Origin of the sequence: Caldimicrobium thiodismutans (assembly GCF_001548275.1) — a bacterium.
GTDB classification, from domain to species: domain Bacteria; phylum Desulfobacterota; class Thermodesulfobacteria; order Thermodesulfobacteriales; family Thermodesulfobacteriaceae; genus Caldimicrobium; species Caldimicrobium thiodismutans.
In genome coordinates this window covers 1,245,259-1,265,721 of the sequence record NZ_AP014945.1, presented here as the reverse complement: position 1 = coordinate 1,265,721, position 20,463 = coordinate 1,245,259, and the positions used below count along the sequence as shown (strand labels likewise).

At 38.4% G+C, this 20,463-nt stretch carries 20 protein-coding genes and 1 tRNA gene; 15 read left to right on the top strand and 6 right to left on the bottom strand.

The genetic code is table 11. The annotated features are described in order from the left end of the window. Window positions 1–4 precede the first annotated feature (4 nt). The 6 genes from THC_RS06295 (at window position 5) to THC_RS06270 (ending at window position 3,725) form a co-directional block, all read left to right on the top strand. Window positions 5–439, top strand: a complete 435-nt coding sequence (locus THC_RS06295; RefSeq protein WP_068514928.1) for an ACT domain-containing protein — start codon at window positions 5–7, stop codon at window positions 437–439. A gap of 21 nt (window positions 440–460) precedes the next feature. Next, window positions 461–1,762, top strand: a complete 1,302-nt coding sequence (locus tag THC_RS06290) for a phenylacetate--CoA ligase family protein (RefSeq protein ID WP_068514923.1) — start codon at window positions 461–463, stop codon at window positions 1,760–1,762. 59 nt (window positions 1,763–1,821) lie between these two features. Next, window positions 1,822–2,253, top strand: a complete 432-nt coding sequence (locus THC_RS06285; RefSeq protein ID WP_068514920.1) for an ACT domain-containing protein — start codon at window positions 1,822–1,824, stop codon at window positions 2,251–2,253. A gap of 66 nt (window positions 2,254–2,319) precedes the next feature. Beyond that, a complete protein-coding gene (locus tag THC_RS06280; protein WP_068514915.1) occupies window positions 2,320–2,604 on the top strand; it encodes a hypothetical protein in 285 nt (94 codons plus the stop codon). A 132-nt stretch (window positions 2,605–2,736) separates the two neighbouring features. Then, window positions 2,737–3,087, top strand: a complete 351-nt coding sequence (locus THC_RS06275) for a DUF4325 domain-containing protein (protein WP_068514911.1) — start codon at window positions 2,737–2,739, stop codon at window positions 3,085–3,087. 77 nt (window positions 3,088–3,164) lie between these two features. Next, on the top strand, window positions 3,165–3,725 hold the full coding sequence (locus THC_RS06270; protein ID WP_148638837.1) for a hypothetical protein: 561 nt from the start codon (window positions 3,165–3,167) through the stop codon (window positions 3,723–3,725). Between the two features lie 4 nt (window positions 3,726–3,729). On the opposite strand, the gene THC_RS06265 is transcribed toward THC_RS06270, so the two are convergent. Continuing rightward, a complete protein-coding gene (locus tag THC_RS06265; RefSeq protein ID WP_068514901.1) occupies window positions 3,730–5,286 on the bottom strand; it encodes a thiamine pyrophosphate-dependent enzyme in 1,557 nt (518 codons plus the stop codon). A gap of 262 nt (window positions 5,287–5,548) precedes the next feature. On the opposite strand from THC_RS06265, the gene THC_RS06260 reads away from it, so the two are divergent. The 3 genes from THC_RS06260 to rho all read left to right on the top strand — a co-directional run bounded on the left by THC_RS06260 (window position 5,549) and on the right by rho (window position 8,734). Next, the gene (locus THC_RS06260; RefSeq protein WP_068514897.1) at window positions 5,549–7,099 is read left to right on the top strand and encodes a PD-(D/E)XK nuclease domain-containing ATP-binding protein; all 1,551 of its coding nucleotides are present in this window, start codon (window positions 5,549–5,551) and stop codon (window positions 7,097–7,099) included. Window positions 7,100–7,222: 123 nt separating this feature from the next. Further along, a tRNA-Asn gene (locus THC_RS06255) sits at window positions 7,223–7,296 on the top strand. Window positions 7,297–7,435: 139 nt separating this feature from the next. After that, on the top strand, window positions 7,436–8,734 hold the full coding sequence (gene rho, locus THC_RS06250; protein ID WP_068514893.1) for a transcription termination factor Rho: 1,299 nt from the start codon (window positions 7,436–7,438) through the stop codon (window positions 8,732–8,734). 42 nt (window positions 8,735–8,776) lie between these two features. Here rho and extKL read toward each other — a convergent pair whose 3' ends face one another. The 5 genes from extKL to tig all read right to left on the bottom strand — a co-directional run bounded on the left by extKL (window position 8,777) and on the right by tig (window position 15,790). After that, a complete protein-coding gene (extKL, locus tag THC_RS06240; protein ID WP_269447032.1) occupies window positions 8,777–10,060 on the bottom strand; it encodes a multiheme c-type cytochrome (seleno)protein ExtKL in 1,284 nt (427 codons plus the stop codon). A gap of 150 nt (window positions 10,061–10,210) precedes the next feature. After that, on the bottom strand, window positions 10,211–12,649 hold the full coding sequence (gene lon / locus THC_RS06235) for an endopeptidase La (protein ID WP_068514881.1): 2,439 nt from the start codon (window positions 12,647–12,649) through the stop codon (window positions 10,211–10,213). 7 nt (window positions 12,650–12,656) lie between these two features. Then, entirely contained in the window at window positions 12,657–13,910 is a 1,254-nt protein-coding gene (gene clpX, locus THC_RS06230; protein WP_068514879.1) for an ATP-dependent Clp protease ATP-binding subunit ClpX, read from the bottom strand. 1 nt (window position 13,911) lies between these two features. Continuing rightward, the gene (gene clpP / locus THC_RS06225; RefSeq protein ID WP_068514876.1) at window positions 13,912–14,505 is read right to left on the bottom strand and encodes an ATP-dependent Clp endopeptidase proteolytic subunit ClpP; all 594 of its coding nucleotides are present in this window, start codon (window positions 14,503–14,505) and stop codon (window positions 13,912–13,914) included. A gap of 4 nt (window positions 14,506–14,509) precedes the next feature. Beyond that, complete coding sequence (tig, locus tag THC_RS06220; RefSeq protein WP_068516695.1) at window positions 14,510–15,790, bottom strand: trigger factor; 1,281 nt, start codon at window positions 15,788–15,790, stop codon at window positions 14,510–14,512. 547 nt (window positions 15,791–16,337) lie between these two features. Here tig and THC_RS06215 point away from each other — a divergent pair. Genes THC_RS06215 through THC_RS06190 form a run of 6 tightly spaced genes read left to right on the top strand, consistent with a single transcriptional unit; the run spans window position 16,338 to window position 20,293 of the window. After that, window positions 16,338–16,613 carry a cupin domain-containing protein gene (locus THC_RS06215; protein ID WP_068516693.1) on the top strand — a complete coding sequence of 92 codons (276 nt, stop codon included), beginning with the start codon at window positions 16,338–16,340 and terminating at the stop codon, window positions 16,611–16,613. Next, window positions 16,614–17,864 carry a DUF1015 family protein gene (locus THC_RS06210; protein WP_068514873.1) on the top strand — a complete coding sequence of 417 codons (1,251 nt, stop codon included), beginning with the start codon at window positions 16,614–16,616 and terminating at the stop codon, window positions 17,862–17,864. It abuts the gene before it with no gap. Next, window positions 17,861–18,358, top strand: coding sequence for a hypothetical protein (locus THC_RS06205; protein WP_068514870.1), 498 nt, complete (start codon window positions 17,861–17,863; stop codon window positions 18,356–18,358). The genes THC_RS06210 and THC_RS06205 overlap by 4 nt, the downstream gene beginning before the upstream one ends. A 47-nt stretch (window positions 18,359–18,405) precedes the next feature. Then, a complete protein-coding gene (locus THC_RS06200) occupies window positions 18,406–18,759 on the top strand; it encodes a hypothetical protein (protein WP_068514865.1) in 354 nt (117 codons plus the stop codon). Further along, a complete protein-coding gene (locus THC_RS06195) occupies window positions 18,756–19,727 on the top strand; it encodes an NAD-dependent epimerase/dehydratase family protein (RefSeq protein ID WP_068514863.1) in 972 nt (323 codons plus the stop codon). Before THC_RS06200 ends, THC_RS06195 begins: the two co-directional genes overlap by 4 nt. Then, the gene (locus THC_RS06190; RefSeq protein ID WP_068514860.1) at window positions 19,724–20,293 is read left to right on the top strand and encodes a class II aldolase/adducin family protein; all 570 of its coding nucleotides are present in this window, start codon (window positions 19,724–19,726) and stop codon (window positions 20,291–20,293) included. The genes THC_RS06195 and THC_RS06190 overlap by 4 nt, the downstream gene beginning before the upstream one ends. The last annotated feature ends 170 nt before the right edge of the window (window positions 20,294–20,463 follow it).

Genomic DNA, 20,463 nt, shown 5'->3' with positions numbered 1-20,463 from the left:
TCAAGTGGAGGCAATCCCAGTTTTAAGCATCTTTGCAGAGAATAAACCCGGAAAACTTGAAAAAATTACCGAAGTCCTTGCAAGAGAGGGCATTAATATTCTTGGATTTTCCATTGTGAGTGTTAAGGATTTTGGTATTATTAAGTTTTTGGTGGATAAGCCTGAGCTTGCCTTTCAGAAATTTAAAGAAAGGGGGTTTACAGTTGCCAAGGTGCCATGTCTTGGGCTTGAGCTTGAGGATAGACCAGGTGGTTTATACGAGATGGTTAAACTCATAAGTTCTAAAGGAATTAATATTGAGAGTGCCCTTGTCTATGTTGCTGAAACCAGAAAAAGGGCCTATTTTGTCTTTGAGGCAGATAATCTTGATTCTGCCTGGGAAACCCTAAAAGAGGAAAAGGTAAATTTTCTAAAACCTTCTGATTTTATAAATGAATAACATTTAAGAAGGGGGTAAGTCATGTACTGGAATAAAGATCTTGAGACTATGCCACGGGAAAAATTAAGAAGTCTTCAACTTGAGCGACTGAAAAGGATTGTTAAATATGCCTATGAAAAGGTGCCCTTTTATCGGAAAAGATTTGATACCTCTGGAATTAAACCAGAGGACATAAGAAGCCTTGAGGATATTAAATATATTCCCTTTACAAGTAAGGCTGATCTCAGGGAAGTCTATCCCTTTGGAATGTTTGCAGTGCCCCTTTCAGAAATTGTTGAGATTCACTCTTCAAGTGGAACAACGGGGAAGCCTGTAGTTATGGGATACACGAAAAATGATATTGAGGTATGGAAAGAGGTTATGGCAAGGTCTATTACCACGATGGGGGTTACAAGAGAAGATATTATCCAGATTGCTTATGGATATGGCCTTTTTACAGGGGGTCTGGGCTTTCATTATGGGGCTTTAGCCATTGGTGCCACCATAGTGCCAGCCTCTGCTGGAAACACAAGAAGACAGATTGAACTTATGAGGGATTTTGGAAGCACTGTTATTTGTTGCACTCCCTCTTATGCCCTTTATCTGGCTGAGTATGCTAAAGATGAAATGGGCATTGATCCCTCAAGCCTAAAATTGAAAGCTGGAAGTTTTGGAGCTGAAATGTGGACAGAAGAGATGCGAAGGGAGATTGAAAAAAGATTTGGCATAAAGGCCTATAATGTTTACGGGCTCACAGAAATCATTGGTCCAGGTGTTGCACACGAGTGTTCAGAGCAAAAGGGACTTCACATCTGGGAAGATCATTTTTATCCTGAAATTATAGACCCTGAAACAGGAGAGCCCTTGCCAGAAGGAGAAAGGGGAGAGCTTGTCTTAACTACCCTTACCAAAGAGGGTGTTCCCATGATCAGATTCAGAACACGGGACATAACAGCCTTTATTTCAGGAGAGTGCCCCTGTGGAAGAACAGCTATCAGGATTGAAAGGATCCGAGGCAGAAGCGATGATATGATTAAAGTGAGAGGGGTTATGCTTTTTCCTTATCAGATTGAAAAGGCAATTTTAGAGGTCCAGGGGGTTGAGCCCCATTATCAGATTATTCTAACAAGGCCTCAACATCTGGATGAGATTGAGGTGCAGGTTGAGATGTCAAAGGAAGCTTTCTCTGATGAAGTGAGAGAACTTGAGGTCTTAAAAAAGAAGCTTGAAAAAAGAATTGAAGAGACAGTGGGTATAAGGGTTAAGGTGACCCTTGTTGAACCTAAGAGTATTCCAAGAAGTGAAGGCAAGGCTAAACGCGTGATAGATAAGAGGGGGCTTTAGAATTGAATTTTTAATAAGTCGTGGTATGGATTTAAAAAAGGCCAAAGAGGGAGGTAAAGATGAAAATTAAACAGATATCAGTTTTTCTGGAAAACAAAAAGGGAAGGCTCTATGAGGCCTTAAGTGCCTTAGCTAAGGGCGGAGTTAATATCAGGGCTCTTTCCATTGCAGATACTTCAGATTTCGGTATTTTAAGGATGATAGTGGATAAACCAGATTTAGCAAAAAAAGCTCTTGAAGAGGCAGGTTTTACCACCAAGATTACCCATGTGATTGCTGTGGGAGTAAAAGATGAGCCCGGAGGTCTTGCAGAGGTTCTGAAGATCCTTTATGAGAATGATATTAATGTGGAATATGTCTATGCATTTGTAGAAAAAAGCGGGGAAGAGGCCCTTGTGGTTTTAAGAACAAATAATCTTGAAAAAACCATTGATCTTCTTCAGGAAAAAGGGGTAAAACTTTTTGACAGCAAAGCTGTTGAAAATCTTTAAAAAAAATTAGTATAATTTTTTAAAAAGTATTTTTGAGGCGCTTTCTATTAAAAAGAGGTGCTTTCCATGAAGTTAAAAAAGATCACAGTAGAAAACAAGAATAAATTTGCTATCGAGATTACTTTTATTCCCTTTACAGTCATTCTTGAGAATGACAGGAAAATTTTTGGTACTATCTATGAAAGCCCACTCAGCAAAAAGCAAGAAATATTAATACTAAATGAGACCATATGTGATCTAACAGATGAGGATTTAAATAAACTTAAAGAAGCAGTCCTTAAAGAATATCATAATCTTTTGGCCACTACCGAACAAAGGCAGGAAGAAAATACCAATAACCCAGAAAAATGAACTTAAGAAACGGGGAGGTTGCATTAAAGCAGGAAACTTCAACTTCTATGGATGGGAATAATTTTCGGCATTTTGTAGCCTCAGTTCCTTGCTGAAGGAAATTGAAAGATTAAATAAAAAATTAGAAAAAAAATGATTTTAAAAATTAAAGAACTATCTGAAGAACTTGGTTTGACAGGAAGAGCTCTTGGGAGAGCAATTGCAAAGAATATAAAACCAGGAGATACTTTAGATTTTGAAGGTTTTTTAGCAATCAGCAATTCCTTTGTAGATGAACTTGTTAAAGTTTTATTAGAAAAATTGGGTAAAGAAGGGCTTTTAAATTTAAAATTTATTAATATGGATCCATTGCTTGAAGCTTTACTTAAAAAGAGTATTAAATTAAGAACACTTGAATTATCACGGAGGCAAAAAATAATAGAGGATATAAATGCAAAATTTTCTCAAATTCAAAGGAAATCAATCTTTCCATTTTCTACATGATTTAGTTAAACAGGGATTTCATTCTCAGGACCTTGAGCTTTCTGAAGTAAATTTTATTACACCAATAATTGTAGTGTGTGGAAGATGTTTGGCCTATAACCAAAAAGTTTTTAATGATTTTTCAAAAGTTTGTAAGTGATAATACATTAAAAGATTTATCATATACTTTTTCTGAGTTAATGGAAAATGTATTTCATCATGCTAAATCAAAAGAAGGATTATTTATTCATGCTCAAAAATATGAAAACCTTAATTTTTTAGAGATAGTAATTGCAGATTTAGGAATTGGAATTGAAAAATCACTCAAAGAAAATCCTAGGTATAAATTTTTAGATGATATGTCGGCTTTTAAAAAAGCCTTTGAGATTGGTGCTACAAGAAACCCAGAAAATAATGCTGGAGAAGGGTTAACCTCAATTAAATTATGGATTGAGAATAACTTCGATGCTGAAGGCATAATAATTTCAAATAACTTTATGTGGTTCAAAATATGGAATGAAAATAGAAGTGTCATTGATTTTCATAAAAGACCCTTTATCCTTTGGCCTGGGACTTTTATTTGGTTAAAAATTCCAAAGGAGCCTCAAAAATCCTTACTAAATATCTGGGAAAGTCTGGGGCTTACCTCTGATTTTTAACTCTTTATGATTTTTTTTCCTTTAATTTTCCTGCGATAAGGACACAGGGCCTTTTTGAGATTACCACATGGACACCTGGGGTTTCAAGGCCTCTTTTTAAAGCAGAGACAAGTTCTTCTTGTTTTAAAGGGTCAATTTCCACCACAGAATCAACTCCACAGGCCCTGCAGATCTCAACAAGACTCAACTTTTTCGTTTCCTCTCCTTTAGCAGTAATTCCAAGGTGAGGGGTTGGTTGATGCCCGGTCATAGCAACAACAGAATTATCTAAGATGCAAACAAGAATATCTGCTTTATTATATACAGCATCAATAAGGGCGGGAATACCTGTGTGCCAGAAAGTGGAATCTCCAATTACTGCAGCAACCCTTTTCACACCTTGCCTGGCTATTCCTATGGCTTTACTTATACTTGCTCCCATACAAAGACAGGTATCAAGAGCTGAAAAAGGAGGGAGACACCCGAGGGTGTAACAGCCAATATCACCAGTCACAAAGGTTGGCCCTGCAGAAAGAAGGGCCTTGTAAAATTCTCTGTGAGGACATCCTGGACAGAGGGTTGGAGGTCTGGGAGGAACTTCTTCAGGATGTGTAGAGGGAGATTTACCAAATAGTCTCAAAAGGGGATCAGGCCCAAGCTCTCCTTCAAAGGGAAGATCTCCTGTTAATTTTCCCCTAACCTTGGGATGATAACATCTTACTTGTTTTTCAATTAAAGGATAACCCTCTTCAACCACAATAACCTCATCAAGATCTTTCACAAATTCTTTGATAAGAGTATCTTCCACAGGATAGGCTGTAATTTTAAGAATGGGAAGATTTTCTTCAAGCTCAAGGGCATAGGTATAAGCAAGCCCGCAAGCAATAATACCTATTTTCCCTTCTCTCGAAATTATTTCGTTAAATCTATATTTTTTTAATATTTCAAGGATTTTTGATTGTTTGGCATTAAGTTCTTTATGAAGGGGGATTACATGTCTTGGAATGGCAATAAGATGCTGGGGATCTTTATAGAGATTTACTTCCTTTTGGGGTTTAACTTCCTCAAGGGTAACAGGAGCAAAGCAGTGAAGAAGCCTTGTTTGAGACCTAATCATCACAGGAAGACCCAGTTCTTCAGAAATATCAAAGGCTATTTTGGTGTAAGCCCTGGCTGTTTCTCCATCATAGGGTTCAAGACAGGGAATTTTGGCAAAGGAGGCATAAAAGCGAGAATCCTGTTCATTTTGAGAGGAATAGGCCCCGGGGTCATCGCCTACTGCAAGGACAAAACCTCCCCTTACACCAAGATATGAGGCAGTCATAAAGGGATCTGCTGCAACATTAAGGCCTACATGCTTCATGGAACAAAGAACCCTTCTTCCGGTGATACTTACTCCATAAGCCACTTCAAAGGCTACTTTTTCATTTATGGACCACTCACAAAGTATATCTGAATTTTTGGCAATGTATTCAAGAATCTGGGTGGCAGGGGTTCCTGGATAAGATGTGGCATAAGAAATTCCAGCCTCTATAGCCCCCCTTGCAACAGCATCTGTCCCAAGCATAAGAACCCTTTTCATTTGAACCTCCCTTGCAAGATTTAAGAAAATATACCATAAAATTATGACCTTTAAACATCAGTCGCACATACCAAAGGCGAATTAATTTTTTTAAAATTGATTGCCATCAAATGTAGGAGGTTTAAAATTTTAAACTCTTGCATGAGGAAGACCTTTTAAACCTGCCCCTGCATTAATGATGAAAACTTCCTTGGTTAAAGAGGGGTTGCATAAGGAAAGAGCTAACATTGATTTTTGAAAAAAGAGGCCTTAAAATAAAGCTATGGAGAAAAAACTTCCCATCGGAATTTCAAGCTTTGAAAAGATTAGAAGTGAGTTCTATTATTATGTGGATAAAACTCCCTTTGTTGCAAAGCTTGTTGAAGAAGGAACTTATTATTTTCTCTCTCGCCCAAGGAGATTTGGAAAATCCCTTTTTGTGGATACCTTAAAGCAGGCCTTCCTTGGAAGAAAGGAGCTCTTCCAGGGGCTCTATCTTGAAAAGAACTGGGACTGGAGTGTTAAGTATCCTGTTATTCATATTGACTTTGGAGGAGGAGATGTAAGCAGTGCCGAAGAATTAAAAAAATGGATTCTTATCCAGCTTAAGAGATGCCAGAGGACTCTTCAAATAGAATGTGAATATCTTGATGATTACAGAAGCTGTTTTGAAGAATTAATTCTTAAAAGTTACGAGAAGTATAAGCAAAAAGTTGTAGTTCTTGTTGATGAATATGACAAACCCATTCTTGATTGCATTGAGGATAGAGAGACCGCAAAGGCAGTAAGAGATGTGCTTAAGAATTTTTATAGTGTTCTTAAACCCCTTGATGCTCAGCTCAAGTTTGTTTTCCTAACCGGGGTTTCCAAATTCTCAAAGGTCTCCCTTTTTTCTGGGCTAAATCAGTTAAATGATATTACCATTGATAAGAGATTTGCAGAAATCTGTGGATACACTCAGAAAGAGCTTGAAGAGGTCTTTGGAGAGGAACTGAAGGATAAGGATTTAGAGCTTATAAAATGCTGGTATAATGGTTATTCCTGGCTGGGTGAACCCGTTTACAATCCCTTTGATGTGCTTCTCTATCTTGAGAAAAGAACCTTTCACCCTTACTGGTTTGAGACAGGGACTCCCAGTTTTCTTGTAAAGCTTTTAATGGAGAAGCGTTTTTTTATTCCAGAGCTTGAAAATCTTGTGGCAACAGACACTCTCATTGGGTCCTTTGATATAGATAGAGTGCGGCCTGAGAATCTCCTTTTTCAAGCGGGCTATCTTACCATAAAAAGAATGTTTAGCCTTGCAGATAAGATTCTTTATGAGCTTTCCTATCCCAATAAGGAGGTAAAGTTAGCCTTAAATGAGGTGCTTGCTGAGTATTTTACAGGGGATACAGGGGAAGTTTCTTTAAAGACAAGGGATTTTCTTTTGGCTCTTGAGGGAAATCAGTTTGAGAAGATGAAGAGGGTTCTTGAGGGTCTTTACGCAGGGATCCCCCATGATTGGTTCAGGAAAAATGAGCTTTCCCGTTATGAGGGGTATTATGCCAGTTGTTTTTATGCCTTTTTATGTGGGTCAGGGCTTGAGGTAATCCCCGAGGATATAACCAATAAGGGGCAGATTGATTTAACGGTGCTATACAGGGATAGGGCATATCTTTTTGAGTTCAAGGTGGTTGAGGGAGAGGAGGGAGAGGGTAAAGCTTTGGCTCAACTTAAGGAGAAGGGGTATCATAAGAAGTATGAGGGTTCATTCAAAGAGATTTATCTTATTGGGATTGAGTTTTCCTCAGGGGAGAGGAATCTTAAGAGTTTTTTCTGGGAAAAAATAAATTGATTTTCTACATAGGTTTATATTCTTGATTTTATCTACCAGAAGATTTGGATTCAAATCTCAAAAGATATGGGACTTATACACGGCCTTGACAAAGTAAAAAGACAGATTAATATTAAAGAAAATTCCCCGGTAGCTCAATTCGGCAGAGCGGTGGGCTGTTAACCCATAGGTTGCAGGTTCGAGTCCTGCCCGGGGAGCTTTATCGGATTAATTATTTTTTTCTCTTGGATTTAGTTCTTGAAAGATTCTTTTAATAATCACATGGGAAAACCCTTTTAAAAGGAGAAATTAAGCCTTTTGATTTTAAAGCCTATAAATTCTAATTGAGGTGACAGGATGGAAAGGGAATACCAAGAATTGAGTTCTTTAGAAAAAGGTCCTCTTTTTCTTTCTGAACTTAGACAAAGGAGTCTTACTGAGTTATATCAGCTTGCTGAGGCTCTCGGGATAGAAAATATCTATACCTTTTATAAAAAAACCGATGTTATTTACCAAATTGTTCAGGCCCTACTTCTTAGAGATGTTGAAGTCATTGTAGAGGGCCTTCTTGAGGTCTTACCTGAAGGTTTTGGTTTTTTACGCTTCAGAGATTATAATTATCTTCCAAGTTCTGAAGATATTTATGTCTCTCCTCCTCAAATCAGAAGGTTTGGTTTAAAGACCGGAGACCTTATCTTTGGAACTATTCGTCAGCCCAAGGAAGGAGAAAAATATTTTGCCTTAGCTAAGATTGAAAAGGTAAATTATCTTTCTCCTGAGATAGTTAGGACTCGCACACCCTTTGACCATCTAACTCCTATTCATCCCAATAAGTGGTTGCGCCTTGAAACCTCACCAGATAATTATTCAACTCGTGTGATAGATCTCTTCGTTCCAGTTGGAAAAGGCCAAAGGGGGCTTATTGTGGCTCCTCCTCGCACTGGTAAGACTGTCCTTTTACAAAATATAGCAAATGGAATCGTAAATAATTACCCTGAAATTTATCTCATAATTCTTCTTATTGATGAAAGACCTGAAGAGGTAACAGAAATGCAAAGGATTGTTCCAAAGGCAGAGATTATCAGCTCTACCTTTGATGAACCCCCTCAGAAACATACTCAGGTTGCTGAGGTTGTTATTGAAAAGGCCAAAAGATTAGTGGAATGTAAATACGATGTTGTAATTCTTCTTGATAGTCTTACCCGTTTAACCAGGGCCTATAATCTTGTGGTGCCAAGCAGTGGTAAACTCCTCTCCGGTGGAATTGATGCTAATTCTTTGCATAAACCTAAGAGATTTTTTGGTGCTGCAAGAAACATAGAAGAAGGAGGAAGTCTCACCATCATTGCAACCTGTCTCATTGACACAGGCTCTCGCATGGATGAGGTAATTTTTGAAGAGTTTAAAGGGACAGGAAATATGGAGATTGTTCTTGATAGAAGACTTGCAGATAGAAGGATCTGGCCTGCTATTGATATCCATCTCAGTGGAACCCGTAAAGAAGAACTCCTCTTACCTACAGATATCCTTCACAAAGTCTGGCTCTTAAGAAAAGTGCTTGCCCCATTGAGTGCCGTTGAGTGTATGGAGTTTTTAATTGAAAAGATGAAGGATACCAAATCTAACGAGGAATTTTTGAGTATTATGAATCAATAAAAAAGGGGAGAGAAAATCTCCCCCCCCTTTACAAATTACCTCTTAATAAGGTTCTTTACTTGTAAATTTGATCTTTTGGGTAGTCTTTCTCCAGAGCTGAGAATAATCATCTTTCTTTCCAAAGGGGTGATACCAGAGCTCAAATTCTACTATATATTCCAAAGATTCTGGTTTCCCCTCTTTAGCAGGCACAAGGATTCTATAATCCTCTTTCTTTTCCTCAAGGGGATGTAAGGCCCAGTCCACAAGGATGCCTGATTTATCATATGGTCCTCTTCCCATGCGGTCAAGCCTTCCAAGTTGTTGGGGAACTGGCATATAAATTTTACTATCATGATAAACCACCTTTCCATCTGGAGTTTTGGCGGTCACTTCCAGGACCAGCCTGTTGGGAGTTGGTCAGCCATCAGGAATAGCATGTCCAGTTTTGTTTTTAATTTCCACCTGAGCATAAATCATAGGCTTTATTACTGCACCATCCCTCCAGTAAATAGGTCTGGCATAGGTATGGAAATCTACAGCCATCTCTTGCATCTTTTTGTCTCTATAGGCCTGAATATTGTGTCCCAGTCCACTTTCTCTCATGTGGCAATCCTGACAGGTCTTAGCCCCTCCTTTGGCTGCATAACTCCAGAGATAATAGCCATAAAGGGTTGCACACTGAGATGGCTCATCTAACTCTAAATTAGGTCCAAGACCATGGCATTGTCCACAGAAGATGGACTCCTTCATGGTATCTAAGGCCTTGATTTTGGGCATTTTCCCAAAGGGGTGTTCAACATTTTTTGAACCATAAACAGTATCTTTCTGAGGATAACCATCAACCCATTTGTGGATCACGGCGTTTCTCTGATGACAGATAAGGCAGTTAATATTTAGCTTTTCAAGTTTTTCTTTGGCTTTTTCAGAGGTCTTTTCATCTCCTTGCATGTAATCAACAGCTAATTTCAAAATTTCTTGAGCTACACTATCTTCAGCATCCTTAAGTTGAGGTAAATGGCATTTGGCACAAAGCATAAGGTGTTCAACTTTTACATCCTTGATGTCTTTTACCCCGGCATGTGGAAAATTTTTAAGCCCCACATTGTAAGTGGTAAAAATTGTTGCAATAGTCCTTCCTGTGCCAAAGATGGATCTTGCGTGTAAACTTTTTTGCCATTGATCTGCAATATCAGCATGGCAATTTAAACACTCGGATGAATCATACATGGCAATCAATTCATCAACAGTTTTAGCCTTCTTGCTAACCTTTGAAGCTTGAAGAGTCAAAGGCATAAAAAGAAACAAAAATGTTAAAAGCCATACATACCATCGCTCTTTAAACATAAGCCCCTCCTTTTATTAAAAATTTTTTAACTTTTTATACAGAATATTTAGGAAAAGTCAAATAAAAATTTTTAATAAGATTAATTAAGGATTTTAATAAATAATTAAAATTTTTGAAAAGAGGAGGCCTTTGCCTCCTCTTTTGGATATTTAGTGCTCTATCTGAAAATTTTCTTTTCCGACCTTTTCTTCAAGACTAACAAGTTCCCAAACATCAAGATAGGGCGTTTCTTTAAAGAGGGCATCAGGATTTTCAACCTCAAGGGCTATCTTTAGAACCTCATCCATACTTTCCACAAGCTCAATCTCAAGACCCTTTAAAACCTTGGGATTAATTTCCTTTAAATCCTTTTCATTTTCCTTAGGGATAATCACTGTCTTTATACCACCCCTTACTGCAGCCAGAAGTTTTTCTTTTAGACCTCCAATGGGAAGAATTCTTCCTCTAAGAGTAATCTCTCCGGTCATAGCCACAGTATTTTTCACAGGAATCTTCATCAGGGCAGAAACTATGGCTGTAGCAATGGTTATTCCAGCACTTGGCCCATCTTTCGGGATAGCCCCTTCAGGCACATGCACATGGATGTCAACCTTTTTGTAAAAGTCAAGGGGGAGACCAAGTTGAAGGGCTCTTGATCTCACATAACTCATCGCTGCCTGAACTGATTCCTGCATTACCTCACCGAGCTTTCCTGTAATCTTGAGATTTCCTGTTCCTGGCATAATTACTGCTTCAATCTGAAGTAAGGCCCCACCCGTTTCGGTCCAGGCAAGACCGGTTGCAATACCCACCTGAGATTTTTCCTCTGCAAGTCCATATCTATATCTGGGCACACCGAGAAATTTTTCAAGAACAGACATATTAATTTTAAAAGGCTTGAAGGTATGAGGATCTTTAGCCACCTCCTTAGCTACCTTTCTACAAATTGTGGCAATCTCTCTTTCCAGATTTCTTACTCCTGCCTCACGGGTATAACGCCGAATAAGTTCAAGAAGAACTCTATCCTTTAAAGGTAGCCATTCAGGTTTTAAACCATGCGTCTCAAGCTGTCTTGGAATAAGATAGTTCCTTGCAATTTCAAGTTTTTCCTCCTCTGTGTATCCAGGAAGTTCAATAATCTCCATTCTATCTAAAAGCGGGGCAGGAATGGTATAAAGGGTATTGGCTGTGGTAATAAATAAGACCTGAGAGAGATCATATTCAAGTTCAAGATAGTGATCCTGAAAAGAGTGGTTTTGTTCGGGATCAAGAACCTCAAGAAGGGCTGCTGCTGGGTCTCCACGAAAATCCGTCCCAATCTTATCCACCTCATCCAAACAAAAGACAGGATTAATACTGCCTGCCTTTTTCATTCCCTGAATGATTTTTCCAGGAAGAGCACCTACATAGGTCCGTCTGTGTCCTCTGATCTCTGCCTCGTCTCTCACTCCACCTAAGGAGATCCTTACAAAATTTCTGCCCAGAGCCTTGGCTATAGATCTGGCAAGAGAGGTCTTTCCAACTCCAGGAGGACCGACAAAGCAAAGGATAGGCCCCTTAATTTTATCAACAAGTTTCTGAACCGCTAAATGTTCAATAATTCTCTGTTTGGGTTTTTCAAGACCATAATGTTCTTTATTTAAGAGTTCTTCTGTCTTTACAAGGTCAATTACATCTTTGGTCTTCTCATACCAGGGAAGACTAAGGATCCAGTCTATGTAATTTCTAACCACCGTTGCCTCAGCAGACATAGGTGACATAAGACTTAGTTTTTTAAACTCTTTCCAAACTACAGCTGAGACATTCTTGGGGAGCTTTTTCTTTTTAATACGATTTTCAAGCTCATTAAGCTCACTTTTACCATCTTCTCTTTCCCCGAGTTCCTTCTGAATGGCCTTCATTTGCTCCTGGAGGTAGTAATCTCTTTGGTGCTTTTCCATCTGCTTCTTGACACGCTCACGAATACGGGCTTCTGTTTTAATAACCTCAAGCTCACCTCTAAGAAATTGAAGAAGATTCTCAAGCCTCTTTTTGACACTTACTATTTCAAGGAGCTTCTGTTTTTGTTCAAGGGAGAGAGGAAGAAGGGCTGCCATTCTATCTGCAAGTTCAGCGGAGTCTTCTACTTGAAGAAGGGCTGAAACTGTTTCAGGATTGAGCTTTTTATTAAACTGGGCATACTCTTCAAAGGCCTCTTTACAGAGCTTAAAAAGGGCCAGAGTCTCTACATCAGACTCCAGGACCTCAGTCTTAATCTCAATTTCCACTTGAAAATAATCTGGATTGGGAATAAATCTTACAATTCTTCCACGGTTAAGCCCTTCAACCAAAATCTTTAAAGAACCATCTGGAAGCTTCAAGAGTTGAACTATTTTGCAAAGAGTTCCAACTTTGAATATATCTTCTTCATCAGGATTATCCTTTTTGGGATCCTTCTGTGCAGATAGAAAAAGGAGTTTATTATTTCTGTAAGCAGATTCAATAGCCTGAATGCTTTTTGCCCTCCCAATGAAAAGGGGCACAGCAGTGTTAGGAAAAATTACAATCTCCCTTAAAGGTAAAAGGGGAAGACTCATTAAGCCTTCCTTAGGTTCAACTTTTTTCCTCATATCTGAGTTATCCCTCCTTGATTTTCTTTTTACTATTAAAAATTAAGATGGGTCTTTCTTTTTTCAAGACAACCTCTTTAGTAATCACACATTCTTTTACATCTCTCAAGGAGGGAATCTCATACATAACATCAATCATAACTTCTTCAAGAATGGATCTTAGGCCTCTTGCACCAGTCTTTCTTCTATAAGCTTCCTCTGCAATGGCCCTTAAGGCTTCCTCTGTAAACTTAAGTTCCACATCTTCCATTTCCATAAGCTTTTGGTATTGTTTAAGGACTGAGTTTTTGGGCTCTACAAGGATCCTAACAAGATCATCCACTTTGAGTTCTTCAAGGGTTGCCACTACAGGAATTCTTCCTACAAATTCAGGGATAAATCCAAATTTAATAAGGTCTTCAGGCTGAATGCAGGAAAGAACTTCTCCAAGGGTAAGATCTTTGGTATTTTTTATTTCAGCTCCAAATCCAATCGAGCCCTTTCCCAACCTTTTTTTAATGATTTCTTCAAGCCCCACAAAGGCTCCTCCACAGATAAAAAGGATATTAGTTGTATCCATACGAATGTATTCCTGATGAGGATGCTTTCTTCCCCCTTTGGGAGGAATATTGGCTATAGTTCCCTCAAGAATCTTTAAAAGAGCTTGCTGGACACCTTCTCCCGAGACATCTCGGGTAATAGAAGGGCTATCACTTTTTCTGGCAATTTTATCAATCTCATCTATGTAAACAATACCCTTTTGAGCAAGTTCTATGTCAAAATTAGCAGCCTGAAGAAGGTAGAGAAGTATATTTTCTACATCTTCTCCTACATAACCTGCCTCAGTCAGAGGAGTGGCATCTGCAATAGTAAAGGGAACCTCTAAAAAACGGGCTAAGGTTTGAGCTAAGAGAGTTTTTCCGGACCCCGTTGGGCCTACAAGGAGAATATTAGTTTTTTGGATCTCCACATCATTCCTTTTTCTCTTGACAATTTTTTCCTTTTCAATCCTCTTATAGTGATTATAAACTGCTACAGATAGAATTTTTTTGGCTCTTTCCTGGCCGATAACATATTGGTCAAGGTAGGCCTTGATTTCTGAAGGTTTGGGAAGTCCGGTATCTTCAGGAGTAATTTCAGACTTTTCGTATTCTTCCTCAAGAATCTCATTACAAAGTTCAACACACTCATTACAGATACAAGCAGAAGAGCCAGCAATGAGTTTTAGGACTTCTCCTTGCCCTTTTCCACAAAAGGAACATTTTGGTTCTCCCTTAGTCATCTTATTTTACCTCTCTTTCAACTAAGATTTTATCAATGAGGCCATATTCTAAGGCCTCATCAGCTGACATATAAAAATCTCTCTCTGTGTCTAATCTAATCTTTTCTTTATCCTGGCCTGTGTGGTGAGAAAGGATATTATTTAAAACTTCCCGGAGGCGAAGGATTTCCTTAGCCTGAATTTCTACATCTGTAGCTTGCCCTTGAAAGGCCCCCATGGGTTGATGAAGCATGATTCGAGAGTGTTTTAGGGCATATCTTTTGCCTTTTGTTCCAGCAGCAAGCAACACCGCAGCCATGCTGGCTGCCTGACCAACACAAATAGTGCACACATCAGGTTTTATGTATTGCATGGTATCATAAATAGCAAGCCCAGCGGTAACAAGCCCTCCTGGAGAATTGAGATAAATCATGATATCCTTTTCAGGGTCTTCAGCTTCTAAAAAAAGAAGCTGAGCCACAACTAAATTAGCCACTTTTTCATCTATAGGGGTTCCAAGAAAGATAATGCGCTCTTTGAGAAGTCTTGAATAGATATCATAGGCTCTCTCGGTTCTCCCAGTCTGCTCAATAACTATAGGGACATAATAACTCATAAAATTAATTCTCCTTGTATACAGGTTTAGAATTTTCCACAAGAAATTTCATAACCCTTTCAGCTAACATTTTTGGTAAAATATTATAATAAACAATCCTGCTTGCCTCTTCAAGGGGAACCTGTAGCCCCTGTTGAATGACCTGAAGTTGCCTTTGAATCTCTTCATCACTAATTTCAATCCCCTCTAATTCAGCAATTTTGTCAAGGATTATCTCCTCCTTGGAGAGCTTTTCAGCTACAGGATAAAGTCTTTCTCTAAGCTTTTCCGGAGAAAGGGTCATCTTGTCAAAACTTAGTCCTTCTCTTTCTAAGGATTCCCTTAAATTTTCAACTAATTGATGAAATTTGATCTCAACATATCTTTGGGGAACAGTAAAATCCACCTTTTCCAGAATTTTTTCCATAAGTTTTTCCCGATATTGATTTTCATTTTTTCTACTCTTGTCTTTAAGGAGTCTTTCTTTTATGGTCTCTTTGAGTTTTTCTACTGAATCTATACCTAAATTCAAGGTCTGAACAAAGGAATCGGTTAATTCCTGAAGGTCTCTTTTGTAAACTTCCTTTACCTCAATTTCATAACGAACCTTTTTTCCTGCAAGTAAAGGATTAAGGGCAGACTCAGGATATTCAACCTCTACAGTTAATTTATCCCCTGGTTTTTTACCGATAAGTTCTTTCTCAACCTTTTCATTAAACTCTCCCGTTCCCACATCAATGAAAAGAGCTTCAGCTTGATGACCTGGAATAAGGTTGTCCCCATCAAAAGCAGAAAAGGCGATTACTGCTGCAAATCTCTCTTCTATAGGCTCATCTACCTTTTTTAATTCGGAAAAGGAGTATCTAAGCTCTTCAAGCATCTTTTCCACTTCTTCGTTACTAACCTCATCCTTTTCTCTTTCTATTTCAAGACCAAGATAGTCTTCCTTTTTGAGCTCAAAGGAGGGTCTAATTTCTACAAGCACGCTATATTTAAAGGGTGCGCCTTCGGAGAGACGATCTATACTTTCCACCCGAGGACGAAGTAAAGGCTCAAGCTTTTTTTCTTCAAGGGCAGAAGGCAAGGTCTTTTGAATGATTCGCTCAATGCCCTTTTCTTCAATCTCCTCTTTGAAGAGCTTTTTTACCAGATAAACTGGAGCCTTACCCTCTCTAAATCCTTTAAGTTTGGCCCTTTTCCTGACCTCAGCAGTAACCTCCTCTATAATTTTATTCACCTCTTCTGGGGGAACCTCAATGTTTAAGAGTTTCTCAACAGAACTTCTCTCTTCAACCTCTAAACGCATACTCTTCCTCTCCTTTCCAAGGTATTTTAAATCCTTACCATACCTTAATTTTAAATTTTTACAACTAAAAGTAAGAGTTTTAAAGGATTCTTCTTTTTTCCTGCATAAGTTCAGATCCTTACAAGAAAAAGGAAAGGTAAAAAACTTGAAAAGTATGGAACAAAGAAATTTCCTTAATTGAGGAAAAGGTGTTATTTTTATAAAGGATAACCAATGTAGGGGTTTAAAATCGTGAACCCCTACAAATAATTTCAAAATTTGCTCAACTTCTAAAGGAAATGCTCCCTTTGGCTGCACCTGCATTAATGTTGAAACTCGCCCACTTACTACAGATTGCAATCAAAGGGTTGGACAAATAAATATTAGCCCAACTAAAGGATTTACAAATTTATACAGGGGAGGCTTTATAGTTAATGATAAAATGAAGCGCAGGTTTATCTGCCAAAAAGGTAAGCTAAAAATCTCAAAAGATAGGGCCCCATATATTTTTCTTGTATTTTTGAAAAGTTTTGCTAAACTTAGGGAAAATTTAGGACAGGGGTTTCTTATGGAGGTTAAGATTGAAAGTCCTGATAAAGAAAGGCTTTCAGCCTTAAAGGTTGAGACCTGGCCTATCTGGACTAAAGAGATATCTCGCTTTGACTGGTATTATGGTGAAACAGAGATGTGTTACTTCCTTGAAGGAAGAGTTATTGTTGAGCTTCCAGATGGACAAAAGATCGATATAAAAAAAGGTGATTTAGTTACCTTTCCCAAAGGGCTCTCCTGTGTCTGGGACATCAAGGAACCTATTAGAAAACATTACACCTTCATTGAAGATTAAATGCCTGAGTGTCTTCCTTTTTGCGGCTGGTTATACAATCTTGAAAAGGTAAGACTTTCGGAGGTTCTTGCCCCACCTTACGATGTAGTCACTTCTGAAGAAGTTGCTGAATATAAAAAAAAGAGTCCTTATAATATCTTTCACCTTGAGCTTGCGGAAGATTTTGAAGAGGCCAGTTCCCTTTTAAAAAGATTCATAGAAGAAAATATTTTTGTCCAAAATGGAAAGCCAACTCTCTATTATCATGAATTAGCCTTTAATTATGAAGGTAAGGCCTATTTAAGAAAGGGCTTAATCTTACTTGTGAAACTCTATCCCTTTGAAGAGGGAATCATACTCCCCCATGAAAAGGTCTATGCTAAGGTAACAGAAGATCGCTTCAAGCTTTTAAAAGCTACAGGATTCCAGTTTAGTCAGATCTATAGTCTTTATGAGGATCCCACCTTGGAGACCTTGAAGAACCTTTCGCACAATGCTGAGCTTTTTGGAGAGGTAGTTCAGGAAGGAGAAACTCAAAGACTGGCTAAAATTCAAGATGTAAATATCATAAATAAAGTTTCTGCCTTTTTAAAGGACAAAAATCTTTTTATTGCTGATGGTCATCATCGCTATACAACAGCCCTGAAATATAAGGCCTACATGGAATCCCTTTACGGAAAAGAGGAAGGGAGAGATTATCAATACATGGCCATGTATTTAAGCCCCTTTGAGGATGAAAATCTTCTAATGCTTCCTACACATCGTATCTATAAATTGTCTCTCAAGGAAAGGGAGAGCCTTTTGAAGGGAATAAGCGAGATGGGGGAAGTTGTAGAGGAAACTATTTCCTCTGAATGGAATACCTTAAAATTTGAGCTTTACGGTAAGGGGGACTGCTTCGCCCTATTTGACGGAGAGACCTTGAAGGTCTATAAGTTGAAGTCTAATCTTTTTTCCCAAATAAAAGCCAAAGAACCGGAACTTTCAGCTCTTCCTCTTTATAATTTCTTACAACTCCTTGAAGTAACCTTGGGAGTTAAGGAGGCCACATTAAAAGAACAAGGAAAAGTTGATTTTTATGCCCAGGAAGAGGAAGTCTTTAAAAAAACCCAAAAAGAAAAAATAGGTGTCCTTTTTCCCAGAGTTTCAGCTGAAATTCTTAAAAAAATAGCTTCAAAAAGAAAGCTTATGCCCCATAAGTCAACCTATTTTTATCCCAAGATTTTAACAGGTTTTGTGATGAATCAGATCAAGGGCAGTCCTGTAAAATGAGGGAAGCTTTATTTTACTTTCAAAGACTTAGAGAGTTTTTTGAACCAGTGCTTATCCCTCTTTGGCAGAGGGATACCTATTTGAGAAAAAAGGTTGAGGAACTTGCCTTTGCCTTGGAGAAAAGTAAAAAGGCCTTTCTGGAAAAGGGGTCCTTTGCCTTTTGTGCGGCTTGTGCAAAGAAGGGTATAAGATGTTGTGGTGAGGGCCTGGAGTGGAAACTCAGCCAAGAGGAATTCTTTCTAAATCTTTACCTATTTCACCTTGAAAATAAGATCTTTTCCTTTCCTAAGAACTCAGATAGGGATTGTCTTTTTTTAGGTGAAAGGGGTTGTGTCCTTAAATTAACCCCTCTTTTTTGTCGAAATTTTTTTTGTAGAGAACTCTCTGAATTTTTAGGCCCTGCAAACCTTATATTTTTGCAGAATTCTCTTGAGGAAGAAGTAACCTTAACCTTTGAACTTTGTGAATATCTTAAAAAGCAATTTAATCTCTAAGGAGACAACTAACTATCAGAAAATAGGGTAAGGTAAAAATTTTATCCATGGCAGATCACCCCGGAATTGTTAATTCTTTTACTCTTCCATTTACCAGGTTGTTTAATAACAGGATCAAGCCCTGCATATTTGATAATCTTTTTAGCAGGCTCTCAAAACTTTTTAATATATCTTATCTCGGCAATAAATCTATTAGCAAGGTCTTTGGAAACTCCCTTTATAGAGGAGAGAATATCGGTTTCATTAGGAGACCATTTTTGATTTTCTTCGTCAAGAAGAACGGAGAGTTCTTCAATTTAGCTTTCAAGGAAAAAGATTTTTTGGGTATGGATAGAAGAGATTTTTTGCAAAGAGGACATGCTTATATTATAAACAAAAATTGCAGGAGGAGACGAAGATGAAATATTATCTTGTAACAGGAGCTGCGGGTTTCATTGGTTGGCGGGTCAGTGAATTTTTACTTAAGGAGGGACATAATGTTTTAGGGGTAGATGAGATTAATTCTGCCTATGATCCAGCCTTAAAGGAATGGAGACTGCACGGGTTAAAAAGGTTTCCAAATTTTAAATTTCATCGTTTAGATCTTTGTAATTTTACCGCCCTCAGGCTTCTTTTTGAGCTTTATCCCATTGAGGCAGTGATTCATCTTGCTGCAAGAGCTGGTGTTCGTCAAAGCCTTGAAAATCCCTGGATTTATGTGGATAGTAACATTACAGCAACATTAAATCTTTTAACCTTGATGAGGGATTTTGGTGTCTCCAAGATGGTGCTTGCCTCAACCTCTTCAATTTATGCTGGACAAAGGCCTCCCTATCATGAAGACCTCAAGGTGGATACCCCTCTTTCACCCTATGCGGCAACTAAAAAGGCCTCTGAACTTTTAAGCTATACCTTTCATCATCTTTACGGTTTGGATATATCAGTGGTGAGATATTTTACTGTTTATGGCCCTGCAGGAAGGCCCGATATGAGTATTTTTAGATTTATTAAATGGATCTATGAGGGGAAACCCATAGAGATTTACGGGGATGGAACTCAGGCCAGAGACTTTACCTATATTGATGATATTGCCAGAGGAACTATTCTGGCTCTAAAACCTTTAGGATATGAAATTATTAATCTCGGAGGAGGAAGGAATCCTGTCTCCATAAACGAGGTAATAGAGATACTGGAAAGGTATTTGCAAAAAAAAGCTCAAAGGGTATATCTTGATTTCCATAAGGCAGATGTAAAAATTACCTGGGCTGAGATTGAAAAGGCTAAAAACTTGCTTTCCTGGCAGCCTGAGGTATCCTTAGAGGAGGGACTAAAAAGGACGGTTGATTGGGCTTTAAAACACATTGACCTCGTGCAAAAGATTAGAGTATGAAAAATCTTCAAGGAGAACTCCTTTTCTGGACAAAATATCTTTCTGAAAAGGGTTTAATCTCAGGCTCAGAGGGGAATCTTTCAGTAAGGGCTGATGAGGGTTTTTTTATTACCCCCTCAGGGAAAATAAAAGAGACCCTTTCTCCTAAGGATTTGAGTTATATTAATCATAAGGGAGAGTGTCTTTGGGGATGCCCTTCTTCTGAATGGGGGCTTCATTATAAAATTTATTCAAAAAATTTACGGGCTAAAGCAGTTGTGCATACCCATCCCCTTTATGTCTTAACCTTAGAGGCCCTTGGGTTTAATTTTAAAGAATTCTATCACTTTGAGGCAAAATTAATTCTAAAACATCTCTCAATGCTTCCACCTTTTCCAGCAGGAAGCCCCAAACTCTGGGAATTTGCCTCAAACCTCTGCATGAACAATCGTATTGTTATACTCTGTAGGCATGGCCTTCTTACTTGGGGTGAGTCCTTGGAGGAGGCTGTAAATTATACTCTGATTCTTGAAAAACTTTGTCATCTTGAATACCTTATCCGAAGGGAGTCAACTATTAGAAAATAGGGAAAGGTAAAATGTTAGACATGGCAAAGCACCTCGGAATTATTAATCCTTCTATTAAATATTTGATGGGAATAGAATTAAGGTTGTCCCCTACTCCATCCTCCTGTGTGGCGATGGCTTTTAGCTTAAACCTTCTAAATGGGGAGTTGAGGGACAGACTCATTTTGGAT